The organism is Chromobacterium haemolyticum, from assembly GCF_009936155.1.
Lineage (GTDB): Bacteria > Pseudomonadota > Gammaproteobacteria > Burkholderiales > Chromobacteriaceae > Chromobacterium > Chromobacterium haemolyticum.
This window is the reverse complement of sequence record NZ_AP019312.1, coordinates 4,664,547-4,688,651: the sequence shown is the minus strand read 5'-3', so window position 1 is coordinate 4,688,651 and position 24,105 is coordinate 4,664,547. Positions and strand designations below refer to the sequence as shown.

The window sequence follows — 24,105 nt, the reverse complement described above, 5'->3', positions numbered from 1 at the left end:
TTATCAGTTACAATGGAGAGAAGCCCGGCCGCTTGGAATCCGTTCGAGGCCGCATCGCCAACGCGCGGCGGACATTGAGCGGAATACAGGCCTGGTCGGAACTGTCCGTGGCTGCTCCCTAAACCCTAAGTTTACGCGAGTCGCCAAGCCATCCTCAAATCGGTCTTCATCATGTGCGTGATCGCTTTTGCCTACAAGACCCCCGGACTGGGCCAGCTGGTGTTGCTGGCCAACCGGGACGAATACTATGCGCGTCCGACCGAACCGCTGGATTGGTGGCCGCAATATCAGAATACGCTGGGCGGCCGCGACGCCGAGTCCGGCGGCAGCTGGCTGATGGTGGACGGCCGAGGGCGCATTGCCGCGGTGACCAATATCCGCGATGGCCATCCGGTCAAAGCGGAACGCTCGCGCGGGGAGCTGGTGGAGCGTTTCGTCGCCGGCGACGAGGATCCGTTCGCCTTCGCCGATTGGCTGCGCGCCGAGCAAGGCCGCTACGCGCCGTTTAACCTGCTGTTCGGCTATACCTCGGACCTGTTTCATTTCCACAGCCGCGGCGGCCAGATCGCCCGGGTGACGCCGGGCATCCACACCTTGTCCAACGCCACGCTGGACACGCCGTGGTTCAAGAGCGAGCGGCTGGCTGAATATCTGCGCGAGTTTCAGCGCGTGCCCACCGAGGATCAGGCTTTCGTCGCCCTGTCCGACGGCACGCCGGCACCGCCGGGACAGTTGCCGAACACCCGCATCGGCTCCGCGCTGGAGCGGGTATTGTCGCCCATCTTCATCAAAGGCCGCGACTACGGCACCCGCGCGTCCATGCTGCTGACGGTGTCGGCGCGCGGCGATATGCAGTTTTCGGAGTTGAGTTGGGGCTTGGCCGGCAGGGAAACCGGCCGTCGCCGTTTCACTTTGCGTCCGGGCCAGCCAAGCGCGGCCCCGGCGCGCTGAACGAGGAGTAGTGATTTGAAGACCTTTGCCGCCATCATCGTGCTGGCCCTTTGCGCCGCGCAGCCGGCGTTGGCCGACAACAAAATCAAGAAGAACATCGATTTCGCGCCGGAGGTGCCGTGGCAGGAGGGCGATTACCAGTTGCCGCCGTATCCGGCGCAACCGGACTGGATCGCCGTGAGCACAGATAATCTGCAGACCAACCAGTATTTCGTCGACGCCAAGACGCTGAGCGCGGGCGAGGACGGCGTGGTGCGGATGATCGTGCGGGTGAAGAGCCCGGCCGGCGCGGAGAATCTGAGCTTCGAGGGCCTGCTGTGCAATGAGGGCAGCTACCGCGCCTACGCTTTTGGCAACAGCATCGATAAAAACTGGATCCGCTCCAACAAGGCGGTGTGGCGCAAGATCGAACATGACGACAAGCTGCGCCGTTCGCTGCGCGACCTGGCCTGCCCGGATAAGCGCGCGCCGCGCGACGCCGAGGAGGCGCTCAAGCGTTTGCGTCAGGGCTGAGTTTTTTAGATCGGGTTGAACGGATTCAATAGTTTGACGCCGGTGCCGGCAAAATCGCCGCTATTGCGGGTCACGATCGTCAGGTCGTGGATCAGCGCGATGGCGGCGATTTGCTTGTCGACGGCGTTCTGGGGATGAGGGGACATCAACTTGCCCCATACCTGGGCGCAATCGGCATCGAAGTTCAGAATGCGTTGGGAAAATTCCTGGGTGATGGTGTCCAGCCATTGTTCCAGCAGGCCGGCCTGCTTGAGGTCGCCGCGATGCTTGAGATTCTCTATGCCGCGGCGAATTTCCCCCACGCTGATGGCGGACAGATAGAGGCTGTCCGCGTCCGCCGATCGCCAGAAGGCGAGCACGCCTGCATTGGCTTTGCCGCCTTTGCGAGCCTCGCTGACGATATTGGTGTCCACCAGATACACGGCCTATTCCCGGCTGCGTTCGAAGTCGGCGTCTTCGCCCACGTCGGGCATATTGGCCAGGACTTCGGCAAAGCTGCGGCGTTTGGGTTGGGCGAGCAAGGCGCTGCGCAGAATGCGGCGATGCTCGGCTTCGGCGCTGACGCCGTGGGCCGCCGCGCGACGCTTGAGCTCCGCGGCGACTTCATCGTCGATATTGCGCACGATCAGATTGGCCATGGCCTGCCTCCCTGTGTTTGATAGCAATGATTGCATTATGCCCGGCTAGAGGCGGATTGCAAGGAGGACGCGGCTTAAAGTGCTCATGTACCACTTATACATTCTGCTTTTTCGCTCGTTGTTGCCTTGTCTCGCTCTTGCTCACGAGATTTTTAGAGCAAGGCCCGCGCCGGAGTCCGGCGCGGGCCTTGTCGCGTCAGGCGCGCAGCGCGCGCCGTTTTTCCCGCCAGGCGGCGTGGCGTTGAGCCAGCGCGTCGAAGTACAGATAGAGCACCGGGGTGATGTAGAGCGTGACCACCTGTGAGAACACCAGGCCTCCCACTACCGCCAGGCCCAGGGGCTGCCGCAACTCGGCGCCGGCGCCCAGGCCCAGCGCAATGGGCAAAGCGCCCATCAAGGCCGCCAAGGTGGTCATCATTATGGGCCGGAAACGCAGCAGACAGGCGGCGTGGATGGCCTGCTCCGGCGACATGCCCTGCTTGCGCTGCGCTTCCAGCGCGAAGTCGATCATCATGATGGCGTTCTTTTTGACGATGCCGATCAGCATCAGGATGCCGATGCTGGCGATCACCGTCAGTTCCTGGCCGAACAGCATCAGCGTGCCCAGCGCGCCGATGGCGGCGGAGGGCAGGCCGGACAGAATGGTCAGCGGGTGGATATAGCTTTCGTACAGCACCCCCAACAGCACGTAGATCACCGCCACCGCGATGCCAAGCAGCAGGATTTGGCTGCCCTGGGTTTCCTCGAAGGCGGCGGCGTCGCCGCTGTAGCTGGTGGCGATGGACGCGGGCAGGGCGATGCGCTCTTTGAGCTGGCGCAAGTGTTGGTCCGCCTGGCTCAGCGGGATGCCGGGCGCCAGGTTGAAGGACAGCGTCACCGCCTGCAACTGGCCCTGATGGTTGACCGAGATCGGGCCGACGGTGCGCTCCACCGAGGCGATGCTGGACAGCTGCACCAGTTGGCCGTCGGCGGCGCGCACCCGCAGCCGCGAGAGGTCGAACTCGTTGACCTTGAACGGGTCGTCCGCCTGCAGGATCACTTGATAGTTGTCGCTGGGGGTGTAGATGGTGGAAATCTGCCGCTCGCCGAAGGCGCTGTACAGCGCGCTGCGTATGCTCTGGATGTCCACGCCCAGCAGGTTGGCCTTGTCGCGGTCTATGTTCAGCTTGGCTTGCAGGCCCTTGAGCTGGGAGTCGCTGGTGACGTCACGGAAGATGGGATCGACTTGCATCCGCTGCAAGAGCTTGTCGGACCAGGTGTTCAGGCTCTCCGCCTGTATGCCTTGCAAGGTGTACTGGTAGCGGCTCTTGCTCTGACGGCCGCCCAGGCGCAGGTTCTGCGTCGGGTTCAGGTAGACGCTGAGCCCAGGCACCGCGCGCAGGTCGCGGCGCAGGCTTTCCATCGTCGGATCCAGCTTGGCGCGTTCGCCGCGCGGCTTGAGCTGGATGAACATGCGGCCGGTGTTGCCGCCGGACAGCGATGAGGTGGCGAAGGCGACGTTGGGGTTGGCCTGGGTGATGGCGGCGGCGCGTTGCTGCAGTTTGAGCATGGCGTCGTAGGAGATGTCCTGCGCCGCCTCGGTGCTGGCCATGATCTGGCCGGTGTCTTCGGTGGGGAAGAAGCCCTTGGGAATGCCGTTGAACATCAGCGCGGTCAGTACGAAGGTGGACAGCGCGCCGGCCAGGGTCAGCCGGCGATGCTTGAGCGCCAGATCCAGCGTGCGGCGATAGCCGGCCAGCACCGCGTCGAAACCGCCCTCCAGCGCGGCGGCCAGCCGGCCGCGCCGGGCCTGGTGTCCAACCGAATCGGCGCGGAGAAAGCGCGAGGACAGCAGGGGGATCAGGGTCAGCGACACCGCCGCAGACACCAGCACCGCCAGCGACACCACCACGGCGAATTCGTGGAACAGCAGGCCAATCACGCCCTGCATGAAGAAGATGGGGATGAAGATGGCCACCAGCGACAGCGAAATCGACACGATGGTGAAGGCGATTTCACGCGAGCCCCTCAGCGCCGCCTCCATCGGCGACAAGCCCTCTTCGATGTAACGGACGATGTTTTCCAACATCACGATGGCGTCGTCCACCACCAGGCCCACCGCCAGCGTGATGCCCAGCAGCGAGATATTGTCCAGGCTGTAGCCCAGCCAATACATCAGCCCTATGGTGCCGATCAGCGAGATCGGCAGCGATAGCGCCGGAATCACCGTGGCCGCCATGCGCTGCAGGAACATGAAGATCACCATGATCACCAGCGCGATGGTGAGCAGCAGGGTCAGCTTGACGTCGTGAATGGCTTCGCGGATGGACTGCGAGCGGTCGTTGAGCAGGTTCAGCCGCACCGAGCCGGGCAGCTGCGCCTGCAACTGCGGCAGCTCCTTGCGGATGGCGTCCACCACCGCCACGGTGTTGGCGTCGCTCTGGCGCATCACCGCCAGCACGATGGAGCGCTCGCCGTTGACCCAGCTGCCGGTCTTGAGGTTTTCCACGCTGTCTTCCACCGAGGCCACGTCGGACAGCCTCACTGGCAGGCCGTTGCGGCTGGCGATCACCAGATTGGCGAACTGGGCGGCGTTTTGCAGCTGGCGGTTGGCTTCCACCGTCATCAACTGCGATTTGCCCTCCAGCGTGCCCACCGGGGTGTTGACGTTGGCGGCGCGGATGCTGGCGGCCACGTCGTCCAGCGTCAGATTGCGCGAGGCCAGCTTGCCCGGATCGGCCTTGATCCGCACCGCGAAACGCTTCTGGCCGAAGATGTTGACCTGGGCCACGCCCTTGAGGGTGGCGATATTGGGCGAGATCCAGTTCTCGGCGTAGTCGTTGAGATTGGACAGCGACATCGCCGGCGAATTGAGCGCCAGCAGCAGCACAGGCGAATCCGCCGGGTTGACCTTGCGGTAGGACGGCATCGAGGTCATTTCCGTCGGCAGCGAGCGCTGCGCGCGCAGCAGCGCCGCCTGTACGTCCACCGCCGCCAGGTCGATATTGCGGTCGTTGTCGAACTCCAGCGTGATGGAGGTGCTTCCCAGGGTACTGGACGAGCTGATCACCGCGATGCCGGGAATGGTGGAAAACTGCTTCTCCAGCGGCGCGGCCACCGAGGAGGCCATGCTGTCCGGGCTGGCGCCGGGCAGGCTGGCGGAGACGTTGATGGTGGGGGTGTCGAAGCTGGGCAGCGCGGCGATCGGCAGTTTTTGATAGGCGATCAGGCCGGCCACCACCAGCGACAGGCACAGCAGCACCGTCATCACCGGACGGCGGATGCAGAGTTCGGAGATTTGCATCACTGGCCCCCGCTGGCCGGGCCGGCCTTGGCCGGACGCACCTTGTCGCCGGGGCGCAGATTGAGGCCCCCGTTGGACACCACGGCCTCGCCGACGCTTAGCCCTTTGACGACGGCCCTTTCCTTATGGATGGCCAGCAGTTCCACCGACACGCGCTTGACGCTGCCGTCGGCCTGCACCGCGTAGCTGAATTTGCCGTCCGGCCCGGTCAGCAGCGCCGCCACCGGGATGGTGGTGGCCTGCTGGTAACGGCCGGCGCCCAGCGAGACGGTGACGAACTGGCCCGGCCACAGCTTGCCGTCCTGATTGGAAAATTCGGCCTTCAGCGTCAGCGTGCCGTTGGCGCTGTCCACCGCGCTGTCGATGAAGACCAGTTTGCCGTCCACCTTGTCGCCGCTGTCCGGCAGCGTGGCGCGCACCAGCAGCTTGCCGGCGGTCTGGGCGGCGCGCACCGCGCCCAGCTCGCGTTCAGGCAGGGTGAAGGTGGCGTTGATCGGATGAATGCGGGTAATGGTCAGCATCGCCGCGGTCATGCCTGGCTGCACCAGGGTGCCCGGATAGACGCCGATCACGCCGATGCGCCCGCCGATGGAGGCGCGCAGCGTCTTGTAGTCCAGCGCCACCCGCGCCGCGTCCACCTGGGCGCGATCGGCGGCGACGGTGGCGCTGAGCGCGTCCATCTTGGATTGATTGGCGTCCACCACGCTTTGCGAAACGAAGTTCTTGACCAGCAGGTCGCGGCTGCGCGCCAGGTCGCGTTCGGCGTTTTTCAGCTGCGCCTGATCGCTGAGCATCTGCGCCTGGGCCTTTTTCAACTGGGCGGTTTCCGCCGCCGCGTCCAGCGTGAACAGCAATTGGCCCGGCACCACGTTTTGGCCTTCCTTGACATGGACTTTGGCCACCACGCCGGACACCTGCGGCTTGACCTCCACCTTTTCAATGGCGGTGACATTGCCGGTGGCGTTCAGCTCTATCGGCAGGTCCTCCGCCGCCACTTTGGCGATGCCAACGGCAACCGGCGGTCGCGCCGCGGTTTTTGCTGCTGCCGCGGTCGTTCTGGAGCCATACCAGCCGGCCAGACCGGTTGCAGCCAGAGCAAGCGCGGCAGCGCTTGCAACGACTCGTTTCTTCATCTTTTATTCTCGCTCTTGGGGCGGGCGCCTAACCCGCCGTGTGGATGCCAGGCGTCGTCCCATCGATACCTGTCGGCGCATGTCGGCGTCGCCGCTTGCCGCGGACATGAGTCCGGCGACGGGCCGCGTTTCCAGGGCGTTCCTCCGTCGCCGATCGCGCGGCCCGGGAGACCGGGCCGGACTCCGTCCGCTCATTGGAATGATAGGGCTGAATAAGCCTTGCGGATCAGTAAGATGCGTTGGCGGCGCGGTCTGGACGCCAGGGGATGCGGCCGGGGAGCCGGCGCGGCGCGCGGCATGCGACGGGTCGAGCTTACTCAAGCCCCTCCGTTTTCGCCAAGCGCAAAAGCGTTAATGATTTTGGAAAAAGCCGCCAAACAGAAAATTAGATTACGTTGATATGTCTTTGGATTAATTGTATAGGCTTATTCTGCCTAGCCATGAGCAATGTGTATGAGAGCCAATAATTTTTAGAATGCCATGACGAGTAAAGTGAAAAAACATCGCGAAATCAGAAGGCTGTGGCAGCTAATGCGGGCAAGGATAGTCAATTTGCGACTAAAACGTTAAATCGCTCGCCGTGGCGTCGTGCTTAGCACTTGAAGTATTCAAAATCCTCAGCGCATAATGGCCGCCAACCACTCTGGATACAATCGAGTGAAGATTCTGATCGTCCCGCGATATCGACGGGATCGACAATACTTAGGAGAGTAGGCGAGATGGCTGATAAGAAATCGCTACAGACAATCGCGGCCGCCGTGGCGTTGGCCTTGACTTCCGGCGCGGCCCTGGCCGCCATCGTGCCGCCGGGCACCAAACTGGCCGCCAAGCAGGAACTGGTGCGCTCCAACGGCTCCGAACCGGAATCGCTGGACCCGATGGTGGTGGAGGGCGTGCCCGCCAACATCATTACTCATGACCTGTTCGAAGGCCTGACCGCCACCGACAACGAAGGCAAGCTCCAGCCCGGCGTGGCCGAATCCTGGAAACAGACCGCGCCCACTACCTGGGTGTTCAAGCTGCGCAAGAACGCCAAATGGTCCGACGGCAGCGGCGTCACCGCCGACGATTTCGTCTACGGCATCCGCCGGCTGGTGGATCCCAAGCTGGCCGCTCCCTACGCCGGCACCTTCGGCATCTTCTTCCAAAACGGCGAGGCCATCGTGGCCGGCAAGAAGCCGGTGACCGCCATCGGCGTCAAGGCCCTGGACAAATACACCGTGCAAGTGGATACCGCCTTCCCGGTGTCCTACCTGCCGGAACTGATGTCCAACGCCCAACTGGGCCCCGCGCCCAAGGCGGTGATCGACAAGTTCGGCAAAGACTGGGTCAAGCCGGGCAAGATGGTCAGCAACGGCCCCTTCGTGCTGAAAGACTGGCAAGTCAACAGCAAGGTGGTGATCGAGAAAAACCCGCAGTACTGGAACGCCAAGAACGTGCAACTGACCCGCGTCAGCTTCCTGCCGATCGAAGACCAGAACGCGGATCAGAAGCTGTATCAGTCCGGCCAGACCGACATGACCTATGAGATCCCGCCGGGCAGCTTCGACAAGCTCAAGAGCTCCATGCCCAAGGACCTGAAAACTTCCACTATCCTGGGCCTGCGCTATTACAGCCTGAACAACAAGGATCCGCTGCTGAAGGACGTGCGCGTGCGCAAGGCGCTGTCCATGGTGGTGGACCGCGATCTGATGGCCAAGAAAATCACCGGCGACGGCCAACTGCCGTCCTACAGCGTGATGGTCAAGGGCGTGCACGGCGGCCTGCCCACGAGCTACGACTGGGCGCAATGGCCGATGGCCAAGCGCGTGGACGAGGCCAAGAAGCTGCTGGCCCAGGCCGGCGTCAAGCCGGGCACCACGCTCAAGCTGTCTTACAACACCAGCGACTACCACAAGAAGATGGCCATCTTCGTGGCCTCCGAGTGGAAGAGCAAGCTGGGCTTCAACACCTCCATGGAAAACATGGAGTTCAAAGTCTTCCTGAAGAAACGCCACGACGGCGACTACCAGGTGGCGCGCAACGGCTGGCTGGCCGACTATAACGACGCCACCACCTTCCTGGCGCTGGTTCAGTGCGGCAATACCCAGAACGACAACTTCAACTGCAACAAGAAAGCGGAAGAGTTGATCAAGCAGGGCAATGAAAGCACCGATCAGGCCAAGCGCACCCAATTGCTGACACAGGCCACCAAGCTGGTGATGGACGACTACCCGATGATCCCGGTGTTGCAGTACACGCTGCCGCGCCTGGTGAAACCGTATGTGGGCGGCTACTCGCTGAAGAACCCGGTGGATCGCTACCGCAGCAAGGAACTCTACATCATCCAGCATTGATCGCCGGCCCCGCGCCGACGCCTGAACGCCTCCAGTCCCGCGCGGGACCGGAGGCGCGCGGGCGGACGCGCGTCTGGCTCTGATCTGAAAACGGGGGCAACCCCGATGTGTTGAGCGGGCGGCCGTGGCAAACGGCGCCCGCCCGTGACTGTCGGTGTCAATCGCCGTTGGTCCGTCCGCAGCCCGCGCATCGCGCCGGCTCGCGTCGGGCGCGGCGAGTCGGAGTAATTTGCAATGTGGTCCTACACTTTACGACGCGTACTGTTGACGATCCCCACCGTGTTGGCCGTCATCACCGTCTGTTATCTGCTGCTGCACATGACCCCTGGCGGCCCCTTTGACGGGGAGCGCAAAGTTTCCGAGGCGGTATTGGCCAATTTGCAGGCCAAATACCATCTCGACCTGCCCTTGTGGCAGCAATATCTGTACTACCTGAAGAGCCTGCTGCAAGGCGATCTGGGCGCCTCCTTCCGTTATTCGGACTGGAGCGTCAACGACCTGGTGGCCAAGGCGTTGCCGGTGTCGGCGGCCATTGGCGGCAGCGCCATCCTGATCTCGCTGGTGATAGGCGTGGCGCTAGGCATCGTCGCCGCCTTGCGTCAGAACAGCGTGGTGGATTATCTGGTGATGCTGATCAGCAATATGGGCAGCGCCTTCCCGTCCTTCATCATCGGGCCGGTGCTAGTGCTGATCTTCGCCGTTACGCTGCAATGGCTGCCGTCCGGCGGCTGGAACGATTTCGATCCGCGCTACATGATTCTGCCGGTGGCGCTGCTGACCTTCATCAACGTGGCCACCATAGGCCGGGTGATGCGCGGAAGCCTGATTGAGGTGCTGGGCAGCAACTTCATCCGCACCGCGCGCGCCAAGGGCCTGCCGATGCGCACCATCATCGTCCGCCACGCCTTGAAGCCGGCCTTGATGCCGGTGGTGACGCTGCTGGGGCCGCTGACCATCTCCTCCATCACCTCCGCCGTGGTCACCGAGTCCATCTTTTCGCTGCCCGGCCTGGGCAAGCTCATCGTCAACGGCGCGGCCAACCGCGACTACACGCTGGTGCTGGGCCTGGTGGTGCTGGTGACTGTGATTGCCGTGCTGCTCAATCTGCTGGTCGACCTGGCTTATGCCTTCCTCGACCCCAAGATTCGCTACTGACGCGCGTGACCGCGAAGGATTTCCCATGTTGAGAAGCAAACAGAAGCAAGCGGCGATCGCGCTGGAGACCCGTCTGGACGATGCCGCCGTAGAAGGCCGCAGCCCGTGGCGCGATGCGCGCATCCGCTTTTTCCGCAATCGCGCGGCCGTGGTCAGTCTGATCATCCTGTCGCTGATCGTGCTGGCCTGCATCTTTGGACCGATGTTCCTGCCCCATACCTATGACGACACCGACTGGGACGCCATCAGCCTGGCGCCCACCTGGCAGGGCATGCACTGGTTCGGCACCGACGATCTGGGCCGCGACCTGCTGGTGCGCACCCTGATAGGCGGCCGCATCTCGCTGATGGTGGGCGCGTTGGCCACCGTCGCCGCGGTGATCATAGGCGTGTTGTGGGGCGCCAGCGCCGGCTTCCTCGGCGGCAAGATAGACAACCTGATGATGCGCATCGTGGACATGATGTACGCGGTGCCCTATCTGCTGATCGCCATCCTGATGGTGACCCTGCTGGGCCGCGAGTTTTATCTTGTGGTGCTGACCATCACCATCCTGGGCTGGATGGACATGGCGCGCGTGGTGCGTGGCCAGACGCTGTCGATCAAGTCCAAAGAGTACGTGGAGGCCGCGCGCGCCATCGGCGTGTCCACCTCCACCATCATCGCCCGCCACATCGTGCCCAATTTGCTGGGCATTGTGGTGATCTACACTACGGTAACGGTGCCGGGGGTGATTCTGACCGAATCGGTGCTGTCCTTCCTGGGCCTGGGCGTGCAAGAGCCGATGACCAGCTGGGGCGTCTTGATCGGTGACGGCACCAAGACCATGGAAACCCAGCCCTGGCAGCTGTTGTTCCCCGCCGGCATGTTGTCGCTGACGCTGTACTGCGCCAACTATATCGGAGACGGCCTGCGCGACGCGCTGGACCCGAAAGATCGATGAGCCCGAGGTAGAACCACTATGAGCATTTTGAAAGTCAGCAATCTCGGGGTCCAGTTCCAGACCAACGACGGCATGGTCAATGCCGTCAACGGCGTCAGCTTCGAACTGGACAAAGGCCAGACCCTGGGCATCGTCGGCGAGTCCGGCTCCGGCAAGAGCCAGACTGTGTTGTCCATCATGGGGCTGTTGGCCCGCAACGGTTCCACTAGCGGCGAAGTGCTGTTTCACGGTAAAGACCTGCTGACCATGGGCGCGCCGGAACTGAACGCCATCCGCGGCGACCGCGTGTCCATGATCTTCCAGGACCCGATGACCTCGCTCAACCCCTACCTGACGGTGGAGCGGCAGATGACCGAGGTGTTGGAACTGCACAAGGGCATGAGCCGGCGCGCGGCCAAGAAGCGCGCGATCGAGCTGTTGGAAGCGGTGCGCATTCCGGAGGCGGCGCGCCGCGTGGATATGTATCCGCATGAATTTTCCGGTGGCATGCGCCAGCGGGTGATGATAGCGATGGCGCTGCTGTGCGAGCCGGAAGTGTTGATCGCCGACGAACCCACTACCGCGCTGGACGTGACGGTGCAGGCGCAAATCCTGACTCTGCTGAAGGATCTGCAGCGCGACTTCGGCACCTCCATCATCATGATCACCCACGATTTGGGCGTGGTGGCGGGCCTGTGCGAAAAAGTGATGGTGATGTACGGCGGCCGGGTGATGGAATACGGCGATGCCGACAGTATCTTCTACCACCCCAGCCATCCTTACACCATCGGCCTGCTGGGCGCGCTGCCGCGGCTGGACCACGACGGCAGCGAGCTGGTCAGCATTCCCGGCAACCCGCCCAATATGGCGCACATGCCCAAGGGCTGCCCGTTCTCCGAACGTTGCCAGCACAGCACCGAGCGTTGCGCCGACGAACTGCCGCTGCTGCAGGCCAGCAGCCACAATCCGCAGGTGATCCGCGCCTGTCACAAGCCGGCCGTCGAGCTGGCGCAAGCAGCCCAGGAGGTGGCCCATGTCTGAACAAGCCAAACAGGCCATTCTCTCGGTGCGCGACGTCAAAGTGCACTTCCAGGTCAAGGGCAACGACAGCTGGCCGTGGAGCCCCAAGAAAACCCTGAAGGCGGTGGACGGCGTCAGCTTCGACCTCTACGCCGGGGAAACCCTGGGCGTGGTGGGCGAATCCGGCTGCGGCAAATCCACGCTCAGCCGCGCCATCCTGAACCTGATTCCCGCCACCGACGGCGAAATCGTCTGGATGGGCAAGGATTTGCGCAAGGGCAGCGACAAGGATTGGCTGGCGGTGCGCAAGGACATCCAGATGATCTTTCAGGATCCGCTGGCTTCGCTCAATCCGCGGATGACCGTGGCCCACATCATCGGCGAGCCGCTGCGCGTGCACAAGCCGGAGTTGGGGCCGGAGGAAGTGATGCGCCGGGTCAAGGCGATGATGGCCAAGGTGGGCCTGCGCGAGCAGATGATCAACCGCTATCCGCACGAGTTCTCCGGCGGCCAGTGTCAGCGCATCGGCATTGCCCGCGCGCTGATCCTGGAGCCCAAGCTCATCATCTGCGACGAGCCGGTATCGGCGCTGGACGTGTCCATCCAGGCGCAGATCATCAATCTGCTCAAGGAGTTGCAGCGCGAAATGGGTTTGGCGCTGATTTTCATCGCCCATGATCTGGCCGTGGTCAAACACATCTCCGACCGCATCCTGGTGATGTATCTGGGCCGCGAAATGGAGCTGGCGGAAAAGTCCGCGCTGTACGACGCGCCGTCGCACCCGTACACCCGCGCCTTGCTGTCGGCGATTCCCATCCCGGACCCGAAGCTGGAAAAGACCAAGGTGATTCAGATCCTGCAAGGCGATTTGCCCAGCCCGATCAACCCGCCGTCCGGCTGCGTGTTCCGCACCCGTTGCCCGCAGGCGGAGGCGCGCTGCGCTCAGCAGGCCACGCCGCTGCGCCGCGTCAGCGAGCAGAGCCAGTCCTCTTGCCTGTTGGCCTGAGCCGGACTTTCCCCTGCGACAAACCGCCCCTAGGGGCGGTTTTTTCGTCTCAGAACCTGTTTACGATCTGCTGCGCGTCGTGAGACGTGGCACGGCGAGCACCGCTTCGAAATGCTCATGTACCACTCGACCATTCCGCTGTCTCAGCTGTCTTAGCCTTGTCTCGCTCTTGCTCGCGAGATAGTAAACACGTTCTCAAGGCCCCGAGCTTCGCTATAGTGGCGAGGTGGCATCAAGTAAAAATCCAAACATGAAAACCACGTGCAAAATCGCCACCGGCCTGCTGGCCGCGTTGGCCTTGGGGTACTCGGCGCTGCTGTGGGCCGATTCCGACGCCTTGTGGAACATCGTCAACCGGCAGTGCGTGCCCAATCAGCAAGCCGCCGGTCAGCCGGCGCCCTGCGCCGAAGTGGACCTGAGCGGCGGTTACGCGGTGCTGAAAGACCGCAACGGCTGGCTGCAATACCTGCTGATTCCCACCGTCCGCCTCAGCGGCATCGAAAGCCCGAAGTTGCTGAACGAGAGAGCGCCGGACTACTGGGAGGCGGCCTGGCGCGCGCGCAGCTTTCTGGAACAGCGCTATGGCCGGGCTATCCCGCGCGAACTGCTGTCGTTGACGATCAACTCCCAATACGGGCGCACCCAGAACCAGTTGCACATCCACATCTCCTGCACCGACGCCACCGTGCGCCAGCAGCTGGACGATCTGAAGGACAGCCTGAACGAAGAGTGGCGGGAACTGCCGGTGGAGTTGCAAGGCCACGCCTACTGGGCGCGCACGTTGGCCGCCAAGGCTGACGGCGGCCCGGAAGTGGATCCGTTCAAGGCGCTGGCGGCCGGCCTGCCGGAAGCCGGCCTGGACATGGGGCGCTACGGCCTGGCGCTGGTGGCGACGCGCTTGGCCGACGGCCGCGACGGCTTCATTCTGCTGAGCAGCCGCGCCAGCCTGATCGGCGCCAACCGCGCCTCGGTCGAGGAGTTGCAGGACCACGCCTGCTCGGCGCTGCGCGCCGGCGAGCGGGGCGAGCCTGCTAATGGTTCGTATGCGTTGCGTCTCCGCGACAACCATTCGTATCCCGCTTCTCCACCAGGCTAGCTCGGTTCCGGAAAAACCTTTGCGCTGGCAAGGGCTTGCCGGTTAAGCGCCTTGGAGACCGTGAATCGGGAATGGCGGGTAGTTATGCCAATCGCTTTTCAAGCGGGGACAAAGCGGATAGCATCCGTCTGCTTTGTTTGTAAATTGAATTTGTAAACTAAATGAGACTGACAACATGAAAACATTCGCTCTGACAGTTCTGGCTGCTGCTTGCTTCTCCGCACCGGCGCACGCTTTCGATCTAGGCTCCATGATCAGCGCTGGTTCCGACCTGGTGAAATCCGCCACGCTCAGCGACGCCGACGTCAAAGCCATGGCGGCCGAATCCAGCGTGGTAATGGATAAGAAAAACAAAGTGGCTCCGGCCTCCAACGCCTACTCCAAGCGCCTGGCCAAGATGGTCAAAGGCCTGGACAGCGAAGACGGCACCAAGCTGAACTTCAAGGTTTATCTGACCAAGGAAGTCAACGCATTCGCCATGGCCGACGGCACCGTGCGCGTGTACAGCGGCCTGATGGACAAGATGAACGACGATGAAGTGCGCTTCGTCATCGGCCATGAAATCGGCCACGTGAAACTGGGCCACACCAAGAAAGCCATGCAACTGGCCTACGCTACCTCCGCTGCGCGCAAAGGCGCGGCCGGCAGCGGCAACGCCGTGGCCGCCAACCTGTCCGAATCCGAGCTCGGCGGCTTCGCCGAAGCCGTGGTGAACGCGCAGTTCTCCCAGTCTCAGGAAAGTGACGCCGACGCTTACTCGGTGGGCTTCCTCAAGCGTCACAACTACAATGTTCAAGGCGGCCCGGCCGCGCTGCGCAAGCTGGCTGACCTGTATGGCAACGACAGCAGCCTGTTGTCCAGCCACCCGGCGCCGGGCGACCGCGCGGTGAAGTTGGAAAAGCAGATCCAGAGCATGTAAGAGGCATTCGCCCGAAAGCAAACAGCACCGCCAAGGCGGTGCTTTTTTGTTGCCGGGACCGAGGCTAGTGGCGTTTGGCCTTGGGCGGCTTGGCCAGCTGCTTCAGCGCCTGCGCCACCGCCACCAGGCCGAAGCTGGCGGTGACCGTCATCGCCGCGCCGAAGCCGGCGCAGGACAGGCCCTGCGGGCCGCGCGCCGCTGTCGCGTCGCAAGCTTGTTGTTCCGGTGTGTCCGGATAAACCAGCTGTTCGGTGGAGAACACGCAGGGAACGTGCAGCTTCTTGCCGGGTTCGCGGCTGAACTGATGGTGACGGCGCAGGTTGTAGCGCAGCTTGGACAGCAGCGGGTCGTAAGTGACCTCGCCCAGGTCCGCGACCCGGATCAGCGTGGGATCGGTCTGGCCGCCCGCGCCGCCGGACACGATGAAAGGCTGGCGACGGCGCACGCACCAGGCGGCCATCGCGGTCTTGATGCGCAGGCTGTCGATGCAGTCGATGATGAAGTCGTAACCCTGGCCCAGCAGTTGCTCCAGATTATCCTCGGTGACGAAGTCCTCGATCTCTATTACCTGGCAGGCGGGGTTGATCGCGCGCGCGCGATCGGCCAGCGCGGTGACCTTGGCCATGCCGTAGTTGGGGTCCAGCGCGGGCAACTGGCGGTTGGTGTTGGACTCGGCGATATTGTCCAGATCTATCAGAGTCAGCTTGCCGATGGCGCTGCGCGCCAGCGCTTCCACCGCCCAGGAGCCGACGCCGCCGACGCCGACCACGCAAACGTGGGCGGCCTGGAAGCGGGCCAGCGCCTCCTGCCCGTAAAGACGGGCGATGCCGCCGAAGCGGCGTTCCAGATCTGCGTTGTGGGTGTCCATGCTTGCAATCGTCAACAATCAAATCGGCGAAGGATACTGCAAGCCCCGGCAACTGGCCAGTGCGTCGGCCATGGACGCGGGGCTTGCCAACGGTCAAAAAAACCACAGTTAAGTGGCTGATTGCTGGGAACCTTTCGTCGGCGGGGCTATCCTTCATTTCAGGTCGGCCATGAAGCGCTTCCTGCTCTTCCTCTGGCCGGCCGGCCTTTGTCACAGCAAGGGAGATTCCCATGAAGCAGCAAAGATTCGATATTGATCTGGACAAGCATTACAACGCCACCGTTGTGGTCGCCTGCGAGGAATGCGGCCATGAAATCCGTCATCATCTCAAGTCCCTGCACCCCGACAGCGTGTTGCGCTGCCATTGCGGCGCTCATGTGAGCATGAGTCCGCTGACCGTTCAACAGGCCGAGCGCCGCGTAAGCGAGATCAAGCAATCGTATCGAATCCATTAAGCCACTGCTGACAATCTGAGAGTGTTTCCACCGGTCGTTCCGGGCCGGATTCGCCGGGCATAACCCGGCCTCCCGCAGCAGCGACACGGCGACCGCAAGGTCGCCGTTTGTATTGCCCGGCCTGGCGGAGCGGGTGGTTCAGCCCGCGGACAGCTGCGCGTCGTAGTCGCGGAAGCCGTCTTCCACCGCCGGCAGAATGTCGACGAACTCGAAATAAGGCTCGGTGACGAGTTTGCTGTCGCGCAGCGCGTCGATCAGGTAATAGAAGTCCTTGATCGATTCCGTTTCAAAGAGCGCGATGTCGCTGCAGCGGGTGGTGAAGGCTTCGGCGTCGAACCAGCGCATGCGCACCGCCGGATAGCGCGCGTAGATCGGACGCAGGGTTTCCGCTTCGAATTGCCGGCGTTCGGGCCGGCTCAAGCGCAGCCAGTTGGGATGGACGCGCAGCAGCGCGAAGAAGGCGTAGCTTTGGCTCATGGTTCCGCTTTCAGGGTGGGTTGGAGTCGCTTTCAATGTATCCGCCCTTGTCAGCCGGCAAAACTCGTGTTCTGCTAAGCCTTTGTCGCCGTCTTCTCGCCGCAGGCCCCGTTGCCGCGGGGCAGGCCTCCCGCCCTTACGGACCGCCGCATGCCCATGATTCCGCAAGCCCGAAAACAACCCGGCCAAGCCCGCTCCCGCCACGTGGTGGCGGCGATTCTGGAGGCGGCTGCTCGCATTCTGGAGCGCGACGGCTATGCCGGGCTGACCACTAATAAGGCGGCGGAACTGGCCGGTGTGAGCATCGGCTCTTTGTATCAGTACTTTCCCAATAAACAGGCGCTGGTGGCGGCGCTGCATAGCCGCCACGGCGAAGAGACCCTGGCCACGGCGCGGGAGGCTTTGCGCCTGAGCGACGGCCTGCCGTGGCAGGCGCAACTGGAGTGTTTGGTGTCCGCTTGCTTGCGTCTGCATCTGGCCGCGCCCGGGCTGCACCGGGTGCTGGAGCGGGAATGGCCGCAGTTCGACGCGCCGCCGGAGGACAATCCCTTGGACGCGGCGCTGCAGGACTGCGTGGCCGAATGGCTGGCCGGCGGCGGCCTGCCCGCCGAGCGCGCGCCGCGCCTGCTGCGGATGGCGGACAGCCTGATTCACGGTTTGGCGCTGGAGGACGCGCCGGACGAGGCGGAATTGACGCGCTGCGTCGCGGCGGCCTTGGCCGCCTACCTGACCTTGCCGCGGCAAGGGCCCGAGATTTCCACTTAGCGAAGGAGCTAATCATGCAATGGATTGATGTGCGCAGCGATACCGTGACCCAACCGACGCCGGCGATGCGCGAGGCGATGTTCAACGCCGAGGTGGGCGACGACGTCTACGGCGACGATCCCACGGTGCAAGCGCTGGAACAACTGGCCGCGGAGAAGCTGGGCAAGGAGGCTGCGCTGTTCGTGCCCACCGGCAACTTCGGCAACCAACTGGCCATCTTCACCCACTGTCAGCGCGGCGACGAGGTGATTCTGGAAGAGGGTTGTCACATCGTCTGGCACGAAACCGGCGGCGCGGCGGTGATAGGCGGCGTGCAGCTGCGCACCATCGCCGGCGTGGATGGCGTGATGTCGCCCGAGGCGATTGAACAGCGCATCCGCGTTGGCGAGGATATCCACTGGCCGCGGACCGGCTTGATCTGTCTGGAAAACGCGCACTGCAACGGCCGCGTGATTCCCTTGGAGGCGATGGCCGCCAGCGCTGAGGTGGCGCGTCGCCACCAGGTGCCGGTGCATCTGGACGGCGCGCGTATTTTCAACGCCGCGGCCCATTTGGGCTGCGATGCGCGAGACATCGCCCAATACGCCGACACGGTAATGTTCTGCCTGTCCAAGGGCTTGGCCGCGCCGGTGGGCTCCATCCTGGCCGGCCGCGCGGATTTCATCGCCCGCGCGCGCCGCAACCGCAAGCTGTTGGGCGGCGGCATGCGCCAGGCCGGGGTCATCGCCGCGCCCGGCATCGTGGCGCTGAACGAGATGGTGGACCGGCTCAAGGACGACCACGCCAACGCCCGCTACCTGGCCGAGCGGCTGGCCGTGCTGCCCTGCGTCGAGGTGAAGCTGGAAGACGTGCACATCAATATGGTCTGGTTCCGCTTTACCGCCGACATCGACGTGGCCGAGTTGATGGCCGCGTTGCGCCAGGCCGGCGTTAAGGCCAATCCGCCCGAAGGCGGGCTGATGCGCATCGTCACCCACTGGCAGGTGCGGCGCGAGGACCTGGACCGGCTGGTGGAGGCGTTGCAACGGGTGTTGTCCGACTGAACGGAAGCCCGGCGGCTATAAATTAAGCAGTTGCGGCGTGGAAAAAGGAGGCGGGATGAAACAATGGCTCAGCGCCTGCTGCGCCGCGCTGGCTTGCGGCGGCACTTTGGCGGGCTCTCTGGACGAGGTGAGGCTGTTCAGCAGCGGCGATCCTCCCTATGTGGAAGTGGGGCCGGATGGCCGGATCAGCGGCGGACTGGCGGTGGCGCCTGTTTTGGCCATTCTGGACCATCTCGGCCTGCCGCCGTCGCGCATCGAGACGGTGCCGTGGGCGCGCGCCTACGAGGAAGCCAAGACCCGGCCGGGCGCGGCGATCTTTCCGATCGCCAAAACCCGGGAGCGGCTCAAGCACCTGAACTTCGCCGTCAAGCTGTTGGATTCCGACGTGTATTTCTATCAGTTGGCGTCGCGCCGCGATATCCAGGCGCCGACGCTGACGGCGGCCAAGCGTTACTCGGTGTGCGTGGTGCTGGGGGATTACCGGCAAGAGTATCTGAAGACGGAAGGCTTTCCGAGATTGGATCCGACTTCCGATTCCAGCATCAACGTCAAGAAGCTGGTGTCCGGCCGTTGCGACCTGCTGCCCGCCACCGAGATCGGCATGCGCAGCAAGCTCAAGTCTCTGGGGCTGGACGCGGCGCTGGTGCGGCGCGGCATGAAGCTGGCGCAACTGGACAGCGCGCTCTACGCCGCCTTCAATCGCGGCACCGCGCCGGAGGTTATCGCCCGATTCAAGGCCGCCGCGCGGAGCGTGGATTAGGCCTTGGCGGCCGGCAGCGGCAAGGCCGTCAAGGCCAGCACGGCCTCTACGGCATGGCGCTGGGCTTGCGGCGCCAGCGTTTGTTCCCGGCCGTTGCCGCGCAGGATGGATAGGCCTTCGATCAAGGCGACGATGAGCACCGCGCGCTCCCTGACGACGCTGTCGGGCGCGTCCGCCGGAGCCTCGCGGCGCAGCAGCATGCAAACCCGGTCGGTATAGCCGGCGTAGAAAGTCTTGAGCGCCGCGTCGGCGGCCTCGTTGCGGCTGGACAGCGCCCACAGCTCCCAGAGCAAGGCGCAGCCGCCCTGCTGAAGCTGTGTCGCCAGCACAAAGTCCAGCGCGCCGACCAGGCTGGCGGGCGCGTCCAGCATCAGCTCATCCCAGTCTTCCAGATAGCGAACCATGACGCCTTCCATCACCGCGTCGATGTTCTTGAAGTAGTACTGGACATGGCTGATGCCCACCTCGGCTTCCGCCGCGATGGCGCGCATGCGGAAGCCCTGTCCGCCGTCGCGGGTCAATACCCGCATCGCCGCGCGCAAAATCGCCTCGCGTCTTTCTTCTCCTTTGGCCGACATCTTTTCTCCTCCGTGATCGCCTGGAATTGCTGGCCGCTATTTTAATTGTTCAAACGACCAAGTTCATGTTTAAATATTGGTCAATTGACCAAAACTGAGGTGAGGCATGACTTCTCCAAGCGTTGTTCTTGTTGGTGGCAGTGGCGTGGTGGGGGCGCAAGTGGCGTCTTTGCTGGCGCGGCGCAGGCCGGATCTCAATCTCGTCATCGCCGGCCGTCGTCTAGACGCGGCCCAGACGGTGGCGGCGCGGCATGGCGCCGAGGCGATGGCGATGGATGTGGACGCGCCCGTCTTGCCGGCGCATCTGAAAGGCGCGCTCATCGTCGGTTTGGTCAACGATGCGCATGACCGGCTGCTGCGCCTGGCGCTGACTCAAGGCCACGCCTACCTGGACATCACGCTCTGGACGGAGAGACTGAAGCAGGCGTTGCTGACCGTGGCCGCCCATGGACGGCCCAGCGCGCCGGTGGTCCTGTCTTCGGCCTGGATGGCCGGCGTGGCCAGCCTGGCGGCGCGCGACGCGGCGAGAGCCATCGCCGAGGTCGAGCGCGTCGGCATCGACATCCTGTTCGCGATGGCCGATCAGGCGGGGCCCAACTCCACTGCCTACATGGATCGGCTGTCCGAGCCTTTCCACACTATGGAGCGAGGGGAGTGGGTTCAGCGCAGCGGTTTTCTAGATGGCCACGCCGCCGACTTCGGCGCCGGCGGCCGCCACCGGGTTTACCGTTTCGATACTCCGGATCAAGCGAATTTGCCCGCCATCATCGGGGCCGCGCAGGTGGACGCGCGCATAGGTTTCGACGACGGCAAAGCCACCGCCTTGCTGCATTTGCTGGTGCGCAGCGGCGTATGGCGGCTGCTGTCGCGACCGATGTTCAACAGCGCGCGGCGGGCGCTGCTCTACAATCCGGGGCCGGGCGCGGCTCACCGCATCCGCATTGCCGTTGCGGGCAAGGACGCCGCCGGCCGGCCGTGCGAAAAAACCGTGCAGTTGGCGGATCCCTTGGGGCAGTCGCACTTGACCGCCTTGGGCGCCGTCTTGCAGATCGAGCATTTATTGGGGGCGGACGCGCCGCCCGCCGGCGTCTATCTGGGAGAGGCGCTGCTGGACCCGGAACAGGCCTGTCGCCAGCTACGGGGGGAGGGGGTGGAGATCACCGCGGTCTGAACTTCGGGAGCAGCGGGTGTGGCGCATTTGGCGTTGGCGGCGCGGGGTGCTAACCTCGCGGCCATTGATCCGCAACCGTGATGACGCCGATGTCCGACTATAACGCTCCCGATCCCCACGCCTGGCTGGAAAACCTGGACGATCCCGCCGCCGCCGAATGGGTGGCCGCGCAGAACGCGCGCGCCCAGGCGCTGCTGGACGCCGACCCGCGTTTCGCCGGCCTGCGCGACGAAATCCTCGCCCATCTGCGCGACACCCGCCAGATCCCGTTCTGCGCCGAGCACGACGGCTGGCTGTACAACTTCCACCAGGACGAAGCGCATCCGCGCGGCATTTACCGCCGCACCACGCTGGCGGCCTACCGCGCCGCCGAGCAGGACTGGCAGATCGTGCTGGACATCGACGCGCTGGCCGAGGCCGCCGACGAGGACTGGTATCTGGACGGCGTGTCCCATTGCACGCTGGCGCCCTTGCAAGCCATGGTGCACCTGACCGCCGGCGGCGGCGACGCCGGCATCGCGCGCGAATACGATCTGGCCGCCGGAACCTGGCGGCCGGACGGTTTCAGCTTTCCGGAAGGCAAGAGCCATGTGGCCTGGCGCGATCCGGACAGCGCCTGGGTCTGCCCCGGTTGGCCGGGCGCGCCGCTGACCCGTTCCGGCTACCCGCGCGAAGTGTGGCTGGTGGAGCGCGGCGAGGAAGGCCGGCATGCCTGGAGCCAGGTGTTCGCCGCCGGCGAGGACGCGATGATGGTGGCCGCCTGGCGCTTCCTCGACGCCGACGGCGCGCCGCTGGACCTGATTGAGTGCTCGGACAGCTTCTACAGCAAAACCTACCATCTGATCGACGACGAACTGGAAACCCAGGCGCTGCCGCTGCCGGCCAAGGCCGAGCTGGAGGCTTATCTGCACGGTGATTTGATCGTCAAGCTGGCCGAAGACTGGGACGCCGCCGGAACCGTCTATCCGGCTGGCGCCTTGCTGGCGGTGGCGCTGGAGCCGTTGCGGCAGGGGCGGATCGCCGCGCAATTGCTGGTGGCGCCGCAGCCGCGCTTGGCGGTGGAGTCGGTGGAGACCACGCGCGCCAGCGTGGTGGTCAATCTGTTGGACCAAGTTAAAAGCCGGCTGCTGGCTTTCGACAAGGCGGACGGCGTCTGGCGCGAGCGCGCCCTGCCCACGCCCAGCGGCGGAGTGATCGAGTTTGCCGATCAGCCCTGGGACAGCGATATTCTGTGCTACAGCTTCAGCGACTTCCTCACCCCCACCGGTCTGTACCGGCTGGACGTGGCCAGCGGCGCGCAGGAATGCCTGCGTCGTCAGCCGGAGGCTTTCGATCCGGCTGATTTCATCGCCGAGCAATGGCAGGCGCGCGCGCCGGACGGCGAAAGCATTCCCTATTTCGTGGTGCGTCGGCGCGACGCGCCGCTGGACGGCTCCACGCCCACCTTGCTGTACGGCTACGGCGGTTTCGAAGTGCCGATGATGCCTTACTACGTGGAGAACTTTGGCCCGCACTGGCTGCAGCGCGGCGGCGCCTTCGCGCTGGCCTGCATCCGCGGCGGCGGCGAGTTTGGCCCCGGCTGGCATCAAGCGGCGCAGGGGGTGAACCGCCAGGTGAGCTTCGATGACTTTATCGCGGTGGCGGAAGACATGGTGGCGCGCGGTCTGACCGCGCCGGCCAGGCTGGGCATCGAGGGCGGCAGCAACGGCGGCCTGCTGGTGGGCGCCTGCATGACGCAGCGGCCGGAGTTGTTCGGCGCGGTGGTATGCGAAGTGCCGCTGCTGGACATGCTGCGCTATACCGAGCTGCTGGCCGGCGCCAGCTGGATAGACGAATACGGCGACCCGGACGATCCGGCGCAACGGCCGGCGCTGGCGGCGTACTCGCCCTACCACCGGTTGCGCGGCGATCTGGCCTATCCGTTGGCGCTGTTCACCACCAGCGCCAAGGACGACCGCGTGCATCCGGCGCACGCGCGCAAGATGGTGGCGCGGATGCGGGAGTTGGGCCACGACGCGCTGCTATTGGAAACCGAGGCCGGCGGCCACAGCGGCAACGCCGGCCAGGAACAGACCGCGCAGGAACTTGCGCGGGTGCTGGTGTATTTGTATCAGCGGCTGATGGATTGAGCGGTGGAGGGGGCTGCGGCAAGCGCCGGCAGCTCCTCCAGGAAAGCCGCGCGCGAGCGCACGCCGGCGGTGCCCGGCTCTTTCTTGTCGTCCTGTATCAGGCGCACGAAGACCAGCGAGCGCTCGCCCTTATTGGCCCAGCCCACATACCAGCCGTAAGGGTGTTCTTCGTCGAACTCGCCGTCCGCCTTGCGCGGATAAGCCATGCCGGTTTTGCCGTGAGCCTGCCAGCCGTCCGCCGCGGCGCTGGTTTCCACGATCTTCATTGTCAGTTCCTGCGCGCGCTTGGACACCGGCAGTTCAAGGTTGACCAGTTTGCGCACAAAGGCCAGCTGTTCCAGCGGCGACACTTTCAGCGAAGAAGCGATCCAGGCGCGCTCCAGGCCGTTGTGCTTGCCCGGGTCGCCGCTGAAGTCGGCGTTGCCGTAGCCGAAGGCGTCGGCGTAACGGCTTAGCCGCTCTTCGCCCAAGGCCTGGGCGATCTGCTGCGAATACCACACCACGGAGTATTTCAGCCAGCGCACCGGATCGGTGGGCTGTTTCCAGTTATCGCCGCCCCAGTCCACATAGCCGTCCCGATAAGGCAGCGCCGGCTGGTGTTCGCTCTGAAGGAGGCCGGAGTCGAAGCCCATCACGCTGAGCGGAATCTTGAAGGTGGAGGCCGGAGTGTAGCGCTGTTCGCAGTTGCCCTGCTGCAGCAGGATATCGCCGCTTTTGGCGTCGGCCAGCAGGGTGCACAGCGTGGCGGCGTGAGCCGGCAGGCTGAACAAGCCGGCGCAGATCAGGCCGGCGGCGGCGAGGCGTGGTGCATTCATGATGTTTCCCTATGGTGGATTCGGCGCGGCGCGTCCATTGGATCGCCGCGGTCTGGAGTCAGATGGGGGGGCGGA

Annotated in this window: 23 protein-coding genes; 15 read left to right on the top strand and 8 right to left on the bottom strand. The window is 64.2% G+C overall.

What is annotated here, in order from left to right; translation table 11 throughout:
• The first annotated feature begins 171 nt into the window (after positions 1-171).
• Both GYH29_RS21625 and GYH29_RS21620 read left to right on the top strand, forming a co-directional pair.
• Positions 172-951: an NRDE family protein gene (locus tag GYH29_RS21625; RefSeq protein WP_019103133.1), complete on the top strand. Its 780-nt coding sequence runs from the start codon at positions 172-174 to the stop codon at positions 949-951.
• A gap of 15 nt (positions 952-966) precedes the next feature.
• Entirely contained in the window at positions 967-1,464 is a 498-nt protein-coding gene (locus GYH29_RS21620; protein ID WP_019103134.1) for a CNP1-like family protein, read from the top strand.
• A 5-nt stretch (positions 1,465-1,469) separates the two neighbouring features.
• On the opposite strand, the gene GYH29_RS21615 is transcribed toward GYH29_RS21620, so the two are convergent.
• The 4 genes from GYH29_RS21615 to GYH29_RS21600 form a co-directional block, all read right to left on the bottom strand.
• Positions 1,470-1,886: a type II toxin-antitoxin system VapC family toxin gene (locus tag GYH29_RS21615; protein ID WP_019103135.1), complete on the bottom strand. Its 417-nt coding sequence runs from the start codon at positions 1,884-1,886 to the stop codon at positions 1,470-1,472.
• Between the two features lie 3 nt (positions 1,887-1,889).
• Positions 1,890-2,102: a FitA-like ribbon-helix-helix domain-containing protein gene (locus GYH29_RS21610; protein WP_019103136.1), complete on the bottom strand. Its 213-nt coding sequence runs from the start codon at positions 2,100-2,102 to the stop codon at positions 1,890-1,892.
• Positions 2,103-2,298: 196 nt separating this feature from the next.
• Positions 2,299-5,385, bottom strand: coding sequence for an efflux RND transporter permease subunit (locus GYH29_RS21605; protein ID WP_161524380.1), 3,087 nt, complete (start codon positions 5,383-5,385; stop codon positions 2,299-2,301).
• Positions 5,385-6,518, bottom strand: coding sequence for an efflux RND transporter periplasmic adaptor subunit (locus GYH29_RS21600; protein ID WP_081575943.1), 1,134 nt, complete (start codon positions 6,516-6,518; stop codon positions 5,385-5,387). Before GYH29_RS21600 ends, GYH29_RS21605 begins: the two co-directional genes overlap by 1 nt.
• Positions 6,519-7,237: 719 nt before the next feature.
• Between GYH29_RS21600 and GYH29_RS21595 the strand changes: the two genes are divergently transcribed.
• The 7 genes from GYH29_RS21595 (at position 7,238) to GYH29_RS21565 (ending at position 14,969) form a co-directional block, all read left to right on the top strand.
• Positions 7,238-8,854: a peptide ABC transporter substrate-binding protein gene (locus GYH29_RS21595; protein ID WP_043589641.1), complete on the top strand. Its 1,617-nt coding sequence runs from the start codon at positions 7,238-7,240 to the stop codon at positions 8,852-8,854.
• Positions 8,855-9,088: 234 nt separating this feature from the next.
• On the top strand, positions 9,089-10,009 hold the full coding sequence (gene oppB, locus GYH29_RS21590; protein ID WP_043589643.1) for an oligopeptide ABC transporter permease OppB: 921 nt from the start codon (positions 9,089-9,091) through the stop codon (positions 10,007-10,009).
• A 25-nt stretch (positions 10,010-10,034) separates the two neighbouring features.
• Positions 10,035-10,949 (top strand): ABC transporter permease subunit, encoded by a 915-nt coding sequence (locus GYH29_RS21585; RefSeq protein WP_039755096.1) that lies wholly within the window; start codon positions 10,035-10,037, stop codon positions 10,947-10,949.
• A gap of 18 nt (positions 10,950-10,967) precedes the next feature.
• Positions 10,968-11,969, top strand: coding sequence for an ABC transporter ATP-binding protein (locus GYH29_RS21580; RefSeq protein ID WP_019101722.1), 1,002 nt, complete (start codon positions 10,968-10,970; stop codon positions 11,967-11,969).
• A complete protein-coding gene (oppF, locus tag GYH29_RS21575; RefSeq protein WP_081554480.1) occupies positions 11,962-12,954 on the top strand; it encodes a murein tripeptide/oligopeptide ABC transporter ATP binding protein OppF in 993 nt (330 codons plus the stop codon). The genes GYH29_RS21580 and oppF overlap by 8 nt, the downstream gene beginning before the upstream one ends.
• A 250-nt stretch (positions 12,955-13,204) precedes the next feature.
• Positions 13,205-14,050 carry a CDP-diacylglycerol diphosphatase gene (locus GYH29_RS21570; RefSeq protein WP_161524379.1) on the top strand — a complete coding sequence of 282 codons (846 nt, stop codon included), beginning with the start codon at positions 13,205-13,207 and terminating at the stop codon, positions 14,048-14,050.
• Between the two features lie 175 nt (positions 14,051-14,225).
• Positions 14,226-14,969 carry a M48 family metallopeptidase gene (locus GYH29_RS21565; RefSeq protein ID WP_019101725.1) on the top strand — a complete coding sequence of 248 codons (744 nt, stop codon included), beginning with the start codon at positions 14,226-14,228 and terminating at the stop codon, positions 14,967-14,969.
• A gap of 64 nt (positions 14,970-15,033) precedes the next feature.
• On the opposite strand, the gene tcdA is transcribed toward GYH29_RS21565, so the two are convergent.
• Positions 15,034-15,837, bottom strand: coding sequence for a tRNA cyclic N6-threonylcarbamoyladenosine(37) synthase TcdA (gene tcdA, locus GYH29_RS21560; protein ID WP_161524378.1), 804 nt, complete (start codon positions 15,835-15,837; stop codon positions 15,034-15,036).
• Between the two features lie 230 nt (positions 15,838-16,067).
• Between tcdA and GYH29_RS21555 the strand changes: the two genes are divergently transcribed.
• Positions 16,068-16,292 (top strand): hypothetical protein, encoded by a 225-nt coding sequence (locus GYH29_RS21555; protein ID WP_019101727.1) that lies wholly within the window; start codon positions 16,068-16,070, stop codon positions 16,290-16,292.
• A gap of 138 nt (positions 16,293-16,430) precedes the next feature.
• Here the strand turns inward: GYH29_RS21555 and GYH29_RS21550 are convergent, their stop codons facing one another.
• The gene (locus GYH29_RS21550; RefSeq protein WP_019101728.1) at positions 16,431-16,769 is read right to left on the bottom strand and encodes a darcynin family protein; all 339 of its coding nucleotides are present in this window, start codon (positions 16,767-16,769) and stop codon (positions 16,431-16,433) included.
• Positions 16,770-16,919: 150 nt separating this feature from the next.
• Between GYH29_RS21550 and GYH29_RS21545 the strand changes: the two genes are divergently transcribed.
• From GYH29_RS21545 to GYH29_RS21535, 3 genes are read left to right on the top strand one after another with little or no spacing between them, the layout of a single operon-like run.
• On the top strand, positions 16,920-17,534 hold the full coding sequence (locus GYH29_RS21545; RefSeq protein ID WP_052051882.1) for a TetR/AcrR family transcriptional regulator: 615 nt from the start codon (positions 16,920-16,922) through the stop codon (positions 17,532-17,534).
• Between the two features lie 14 nt (positions 17,535-17,548).
• On the top strand, positions 17,549-18,577 hold the full coding sequence (gene ltaE / locus GYH29_RS21540; RefSeq protein ID WP_019101730.1) for a low-specificity L-threonine aldolase: 1,029 nt from the start codon (positions 17,549-17,551) through the stop codon (positions 18,575-18,577).
• Between the two features lie 55 nt (positions 18,578-18,632).
• Positions 18,633-19,337: a substrate-binding periplasmic protein gene (locus tag GYH29_RS21535; protein ID WP_019101731.1), complete on the top strand. Its 705-nt coding sequence runs from the start codon at positions 18,633-18,635 to the stop codon at positions 19,335-19,337.
• Here GYH29_RS21535 and GYH29_RS21530 read toward each other — a convergent pair.
• Positions 19,334-19,915: a TetR/AcrR family transcriptional regulator gene (locus tag GYH29_RS21530; protein WP_019101732.1), complete on the bottom strand. Its 582-nt coding sequence runs from the start codon at positions 19,913-19,915 to the stop codon at positions 19,334-19,336. The two genes, GYH29_RS21535 and GYH29_RS21530, sit on opposite strands and share 4 nt — an antisense overlap.
• Before the next feature lie 106 nt (positions 19,916-20,021).
• Between GYH29_RS21530 and GYH29_RS21525 the strand changes: the two genes are divergently transcribed.
• Both GYH29_RS21525 and GYH29_RS21520 read left to right on the top strand, forming a co-directional pair.
• A complete protein-coding gene (locus GYH29_RS21525; RefSeq protein WP_161524377.1) occupies positions 20,022-21,086 on the top strand; it encodes a saccharopine dehydrogenase NADP-binding domain-containing protein in 1,065 nt (354 codons plus the stop codon).
• An 89-nt stretch (positions 21,087-21,175) separates the two neighbouring features.
• Entirely contained in the window at positions 21,176-23,215 is a 2,040-nt protein-coding gene (locus GYH29_RS21520) for a prolyl oligopeptidase family serine peptidase (RefSeq protein WP_161524376.1), read from the top strand.
• Here the strand turns inward: GYH29_RS21520 and blaOXA are convergent.
• Positions 23,197-24,030: a class D beta-lactamase gene (gene blaOXA / locus GYH29_RS21515; RefSeq protein ID WP_161524375.1), complete on the bottom strand. Its 834-nt coding sequence runs from the start codon at positions 24,028-24,030 to the stop codon at positions 23,197-23,199. The genes GYH29_RS21520 and blaOXA overlap by 19 nt on opposite strands.
• Positions 24,031-24,105: the final 75 nt, after the last annotated feature.

Bases quoted from the DNA above. Each gene is read 5' to 3' on its own strand.
- GYH29_RS21545 (WP_052051882.1), top strand. From the start codon at position 16,920: ATGCCCATGATTCCGCAAGCCCGAAAACAACCCGGCCAAGCCCGCTCC.
- GYH29_RS21535 (WP_019101731.1), top strand. From the start codon at position 18,633: ATGAAACAATGGCTCAGCGCCTGCTGCGCCGCGCTGGCTTGCGGCGGC.
- GYH29_RS21595 (WP_043589641.1), top strand. From the start codon at position 7,238: ATGGCTGATAAGAAATCGCTACAGACAATCGCGGCCGCCGTGGCGTTG.
- GYH29_RS21550 (WP_019101728.1), bottom strand. From the start codon at position 16,769: ATGAGCCAAAGCTACGCCTTCTTCGCGCTGCTGCGCGTCCATCCCAAC.
- GYH29_RS21605 (WP_161524380.1), bottom strand. From the start codon at position 5,385: ATGCAAATCTCCGAACTCTGCATCCGCCGTCCGGTGATGACGGTGCTG.
- GYH29_RS21555 (WP_019101727.1), top strand. From the start codon at position 16,068: ATGAAGCAGCAAAGATTCGATATTGATCTGGACAAGCATTACAACGCC.
- GYH29_RS21585 (WP_039755096.1), top strand. From the start codon at position 10,035: ATGTTGAGAAGCAAACAGAAGCAAGCGGCGATCGCGCTGGAGACCCGT.
- oppF (WP_081554480.1), top strand. From the start codon at position 11,962: ATGTCTGAACAAGCCAAACAGGCCATTCTCTCGGTGCGCGACGTCAAA.
- tcdA (WP_161524378.1), bottom strand. From the start codon at position 15,837: ATGGACACCCACAACGCAGATCTGGAACGCCGCTTCGGCGGCATCGCC.
- oppB (WP_043589643.1), top strand. From the start codon at position 9,089: ATGTGGTCCTACACTTTACGACGCGTACTGTTGACGATCCCCACCGTG.
- GYH29_RS21530 (WP_019101732.1), bottom strand. From the start codon at position 19,915: ATGTCGGCCAAAGGAGAAGAAAGACGCGAGGCGATTTTGCGCGCGGCG.
- GYH29_RS21610 (WP_019103136.1), bottom strand. From the start codon at position 2,102: ATGGCCAATCTGATCGTGCGCAATATCGACGATGAAGTCGCCGCGGAG.
- GYH29_RS21570 (WP_161524379.1), top strand. From the start codon at position 13,205: ATGAAAACCACGTGCAAAATCGCCACCGGCCTGCTGGCCGCGTTGGCC.
- blaOXA (WP_161524375.1), bottom strand. From the start codon at position 24,030: ATGAATGCACCACGCCTCGCCGCCGCCGGCCTGATCTGCGCCGGCTTG.
- GYH29_RS21520 (WP_161524376.1), top strand. From the start codon at position 21,176: ATGTCCGACTATAACGCTCCCGATCCCCACGCCTGGCTGGAAAACCTG.
- GYH29_RS21600 (WP_081575943.1), bottom strand. From the start codon at position 6,518: ATGAAGAAACGAGTCGTTGCAAGCGCTGCCGCGCTTGCTCTGGCTGCA.
- GYH29_RS21525 (WP_161524377.1), top strand. From the start codon at position 20,022: ATGACTTCTCCAAGCGTTGTTCTTGTTGGTGGCAGTGGCGTGGTGGGG.
- ltaE (WP_019101730.1), top strand. From the start codon at position 17,549: ATGCAATGGATTGATGTGCGCAGCGATACCGTGACCCAACCGACGCCG.
- GYH29_RS21565 (WP_019101725.1), top strand. From the start codon at position 14,226: ATGAAAACATTCGCTCTGACAGTTCTGGCTGCTGCTTGCTTCTCCGCA.
- GYH29_RS21625 (WP_019103133.1), top strand. From the start codon at position 172: ATGTGCGTGATCGCTTTTGCCTACAAGACCCCCGGACTGGGCCAGCTG.
- GYH29_RS21580 (WP_019101722.1), top strand. From the start codon at position 10,968: ATGAGCATTTTGAAAGTCAGCAATCTCGGGGTCCAGTTCCAGACCAAC.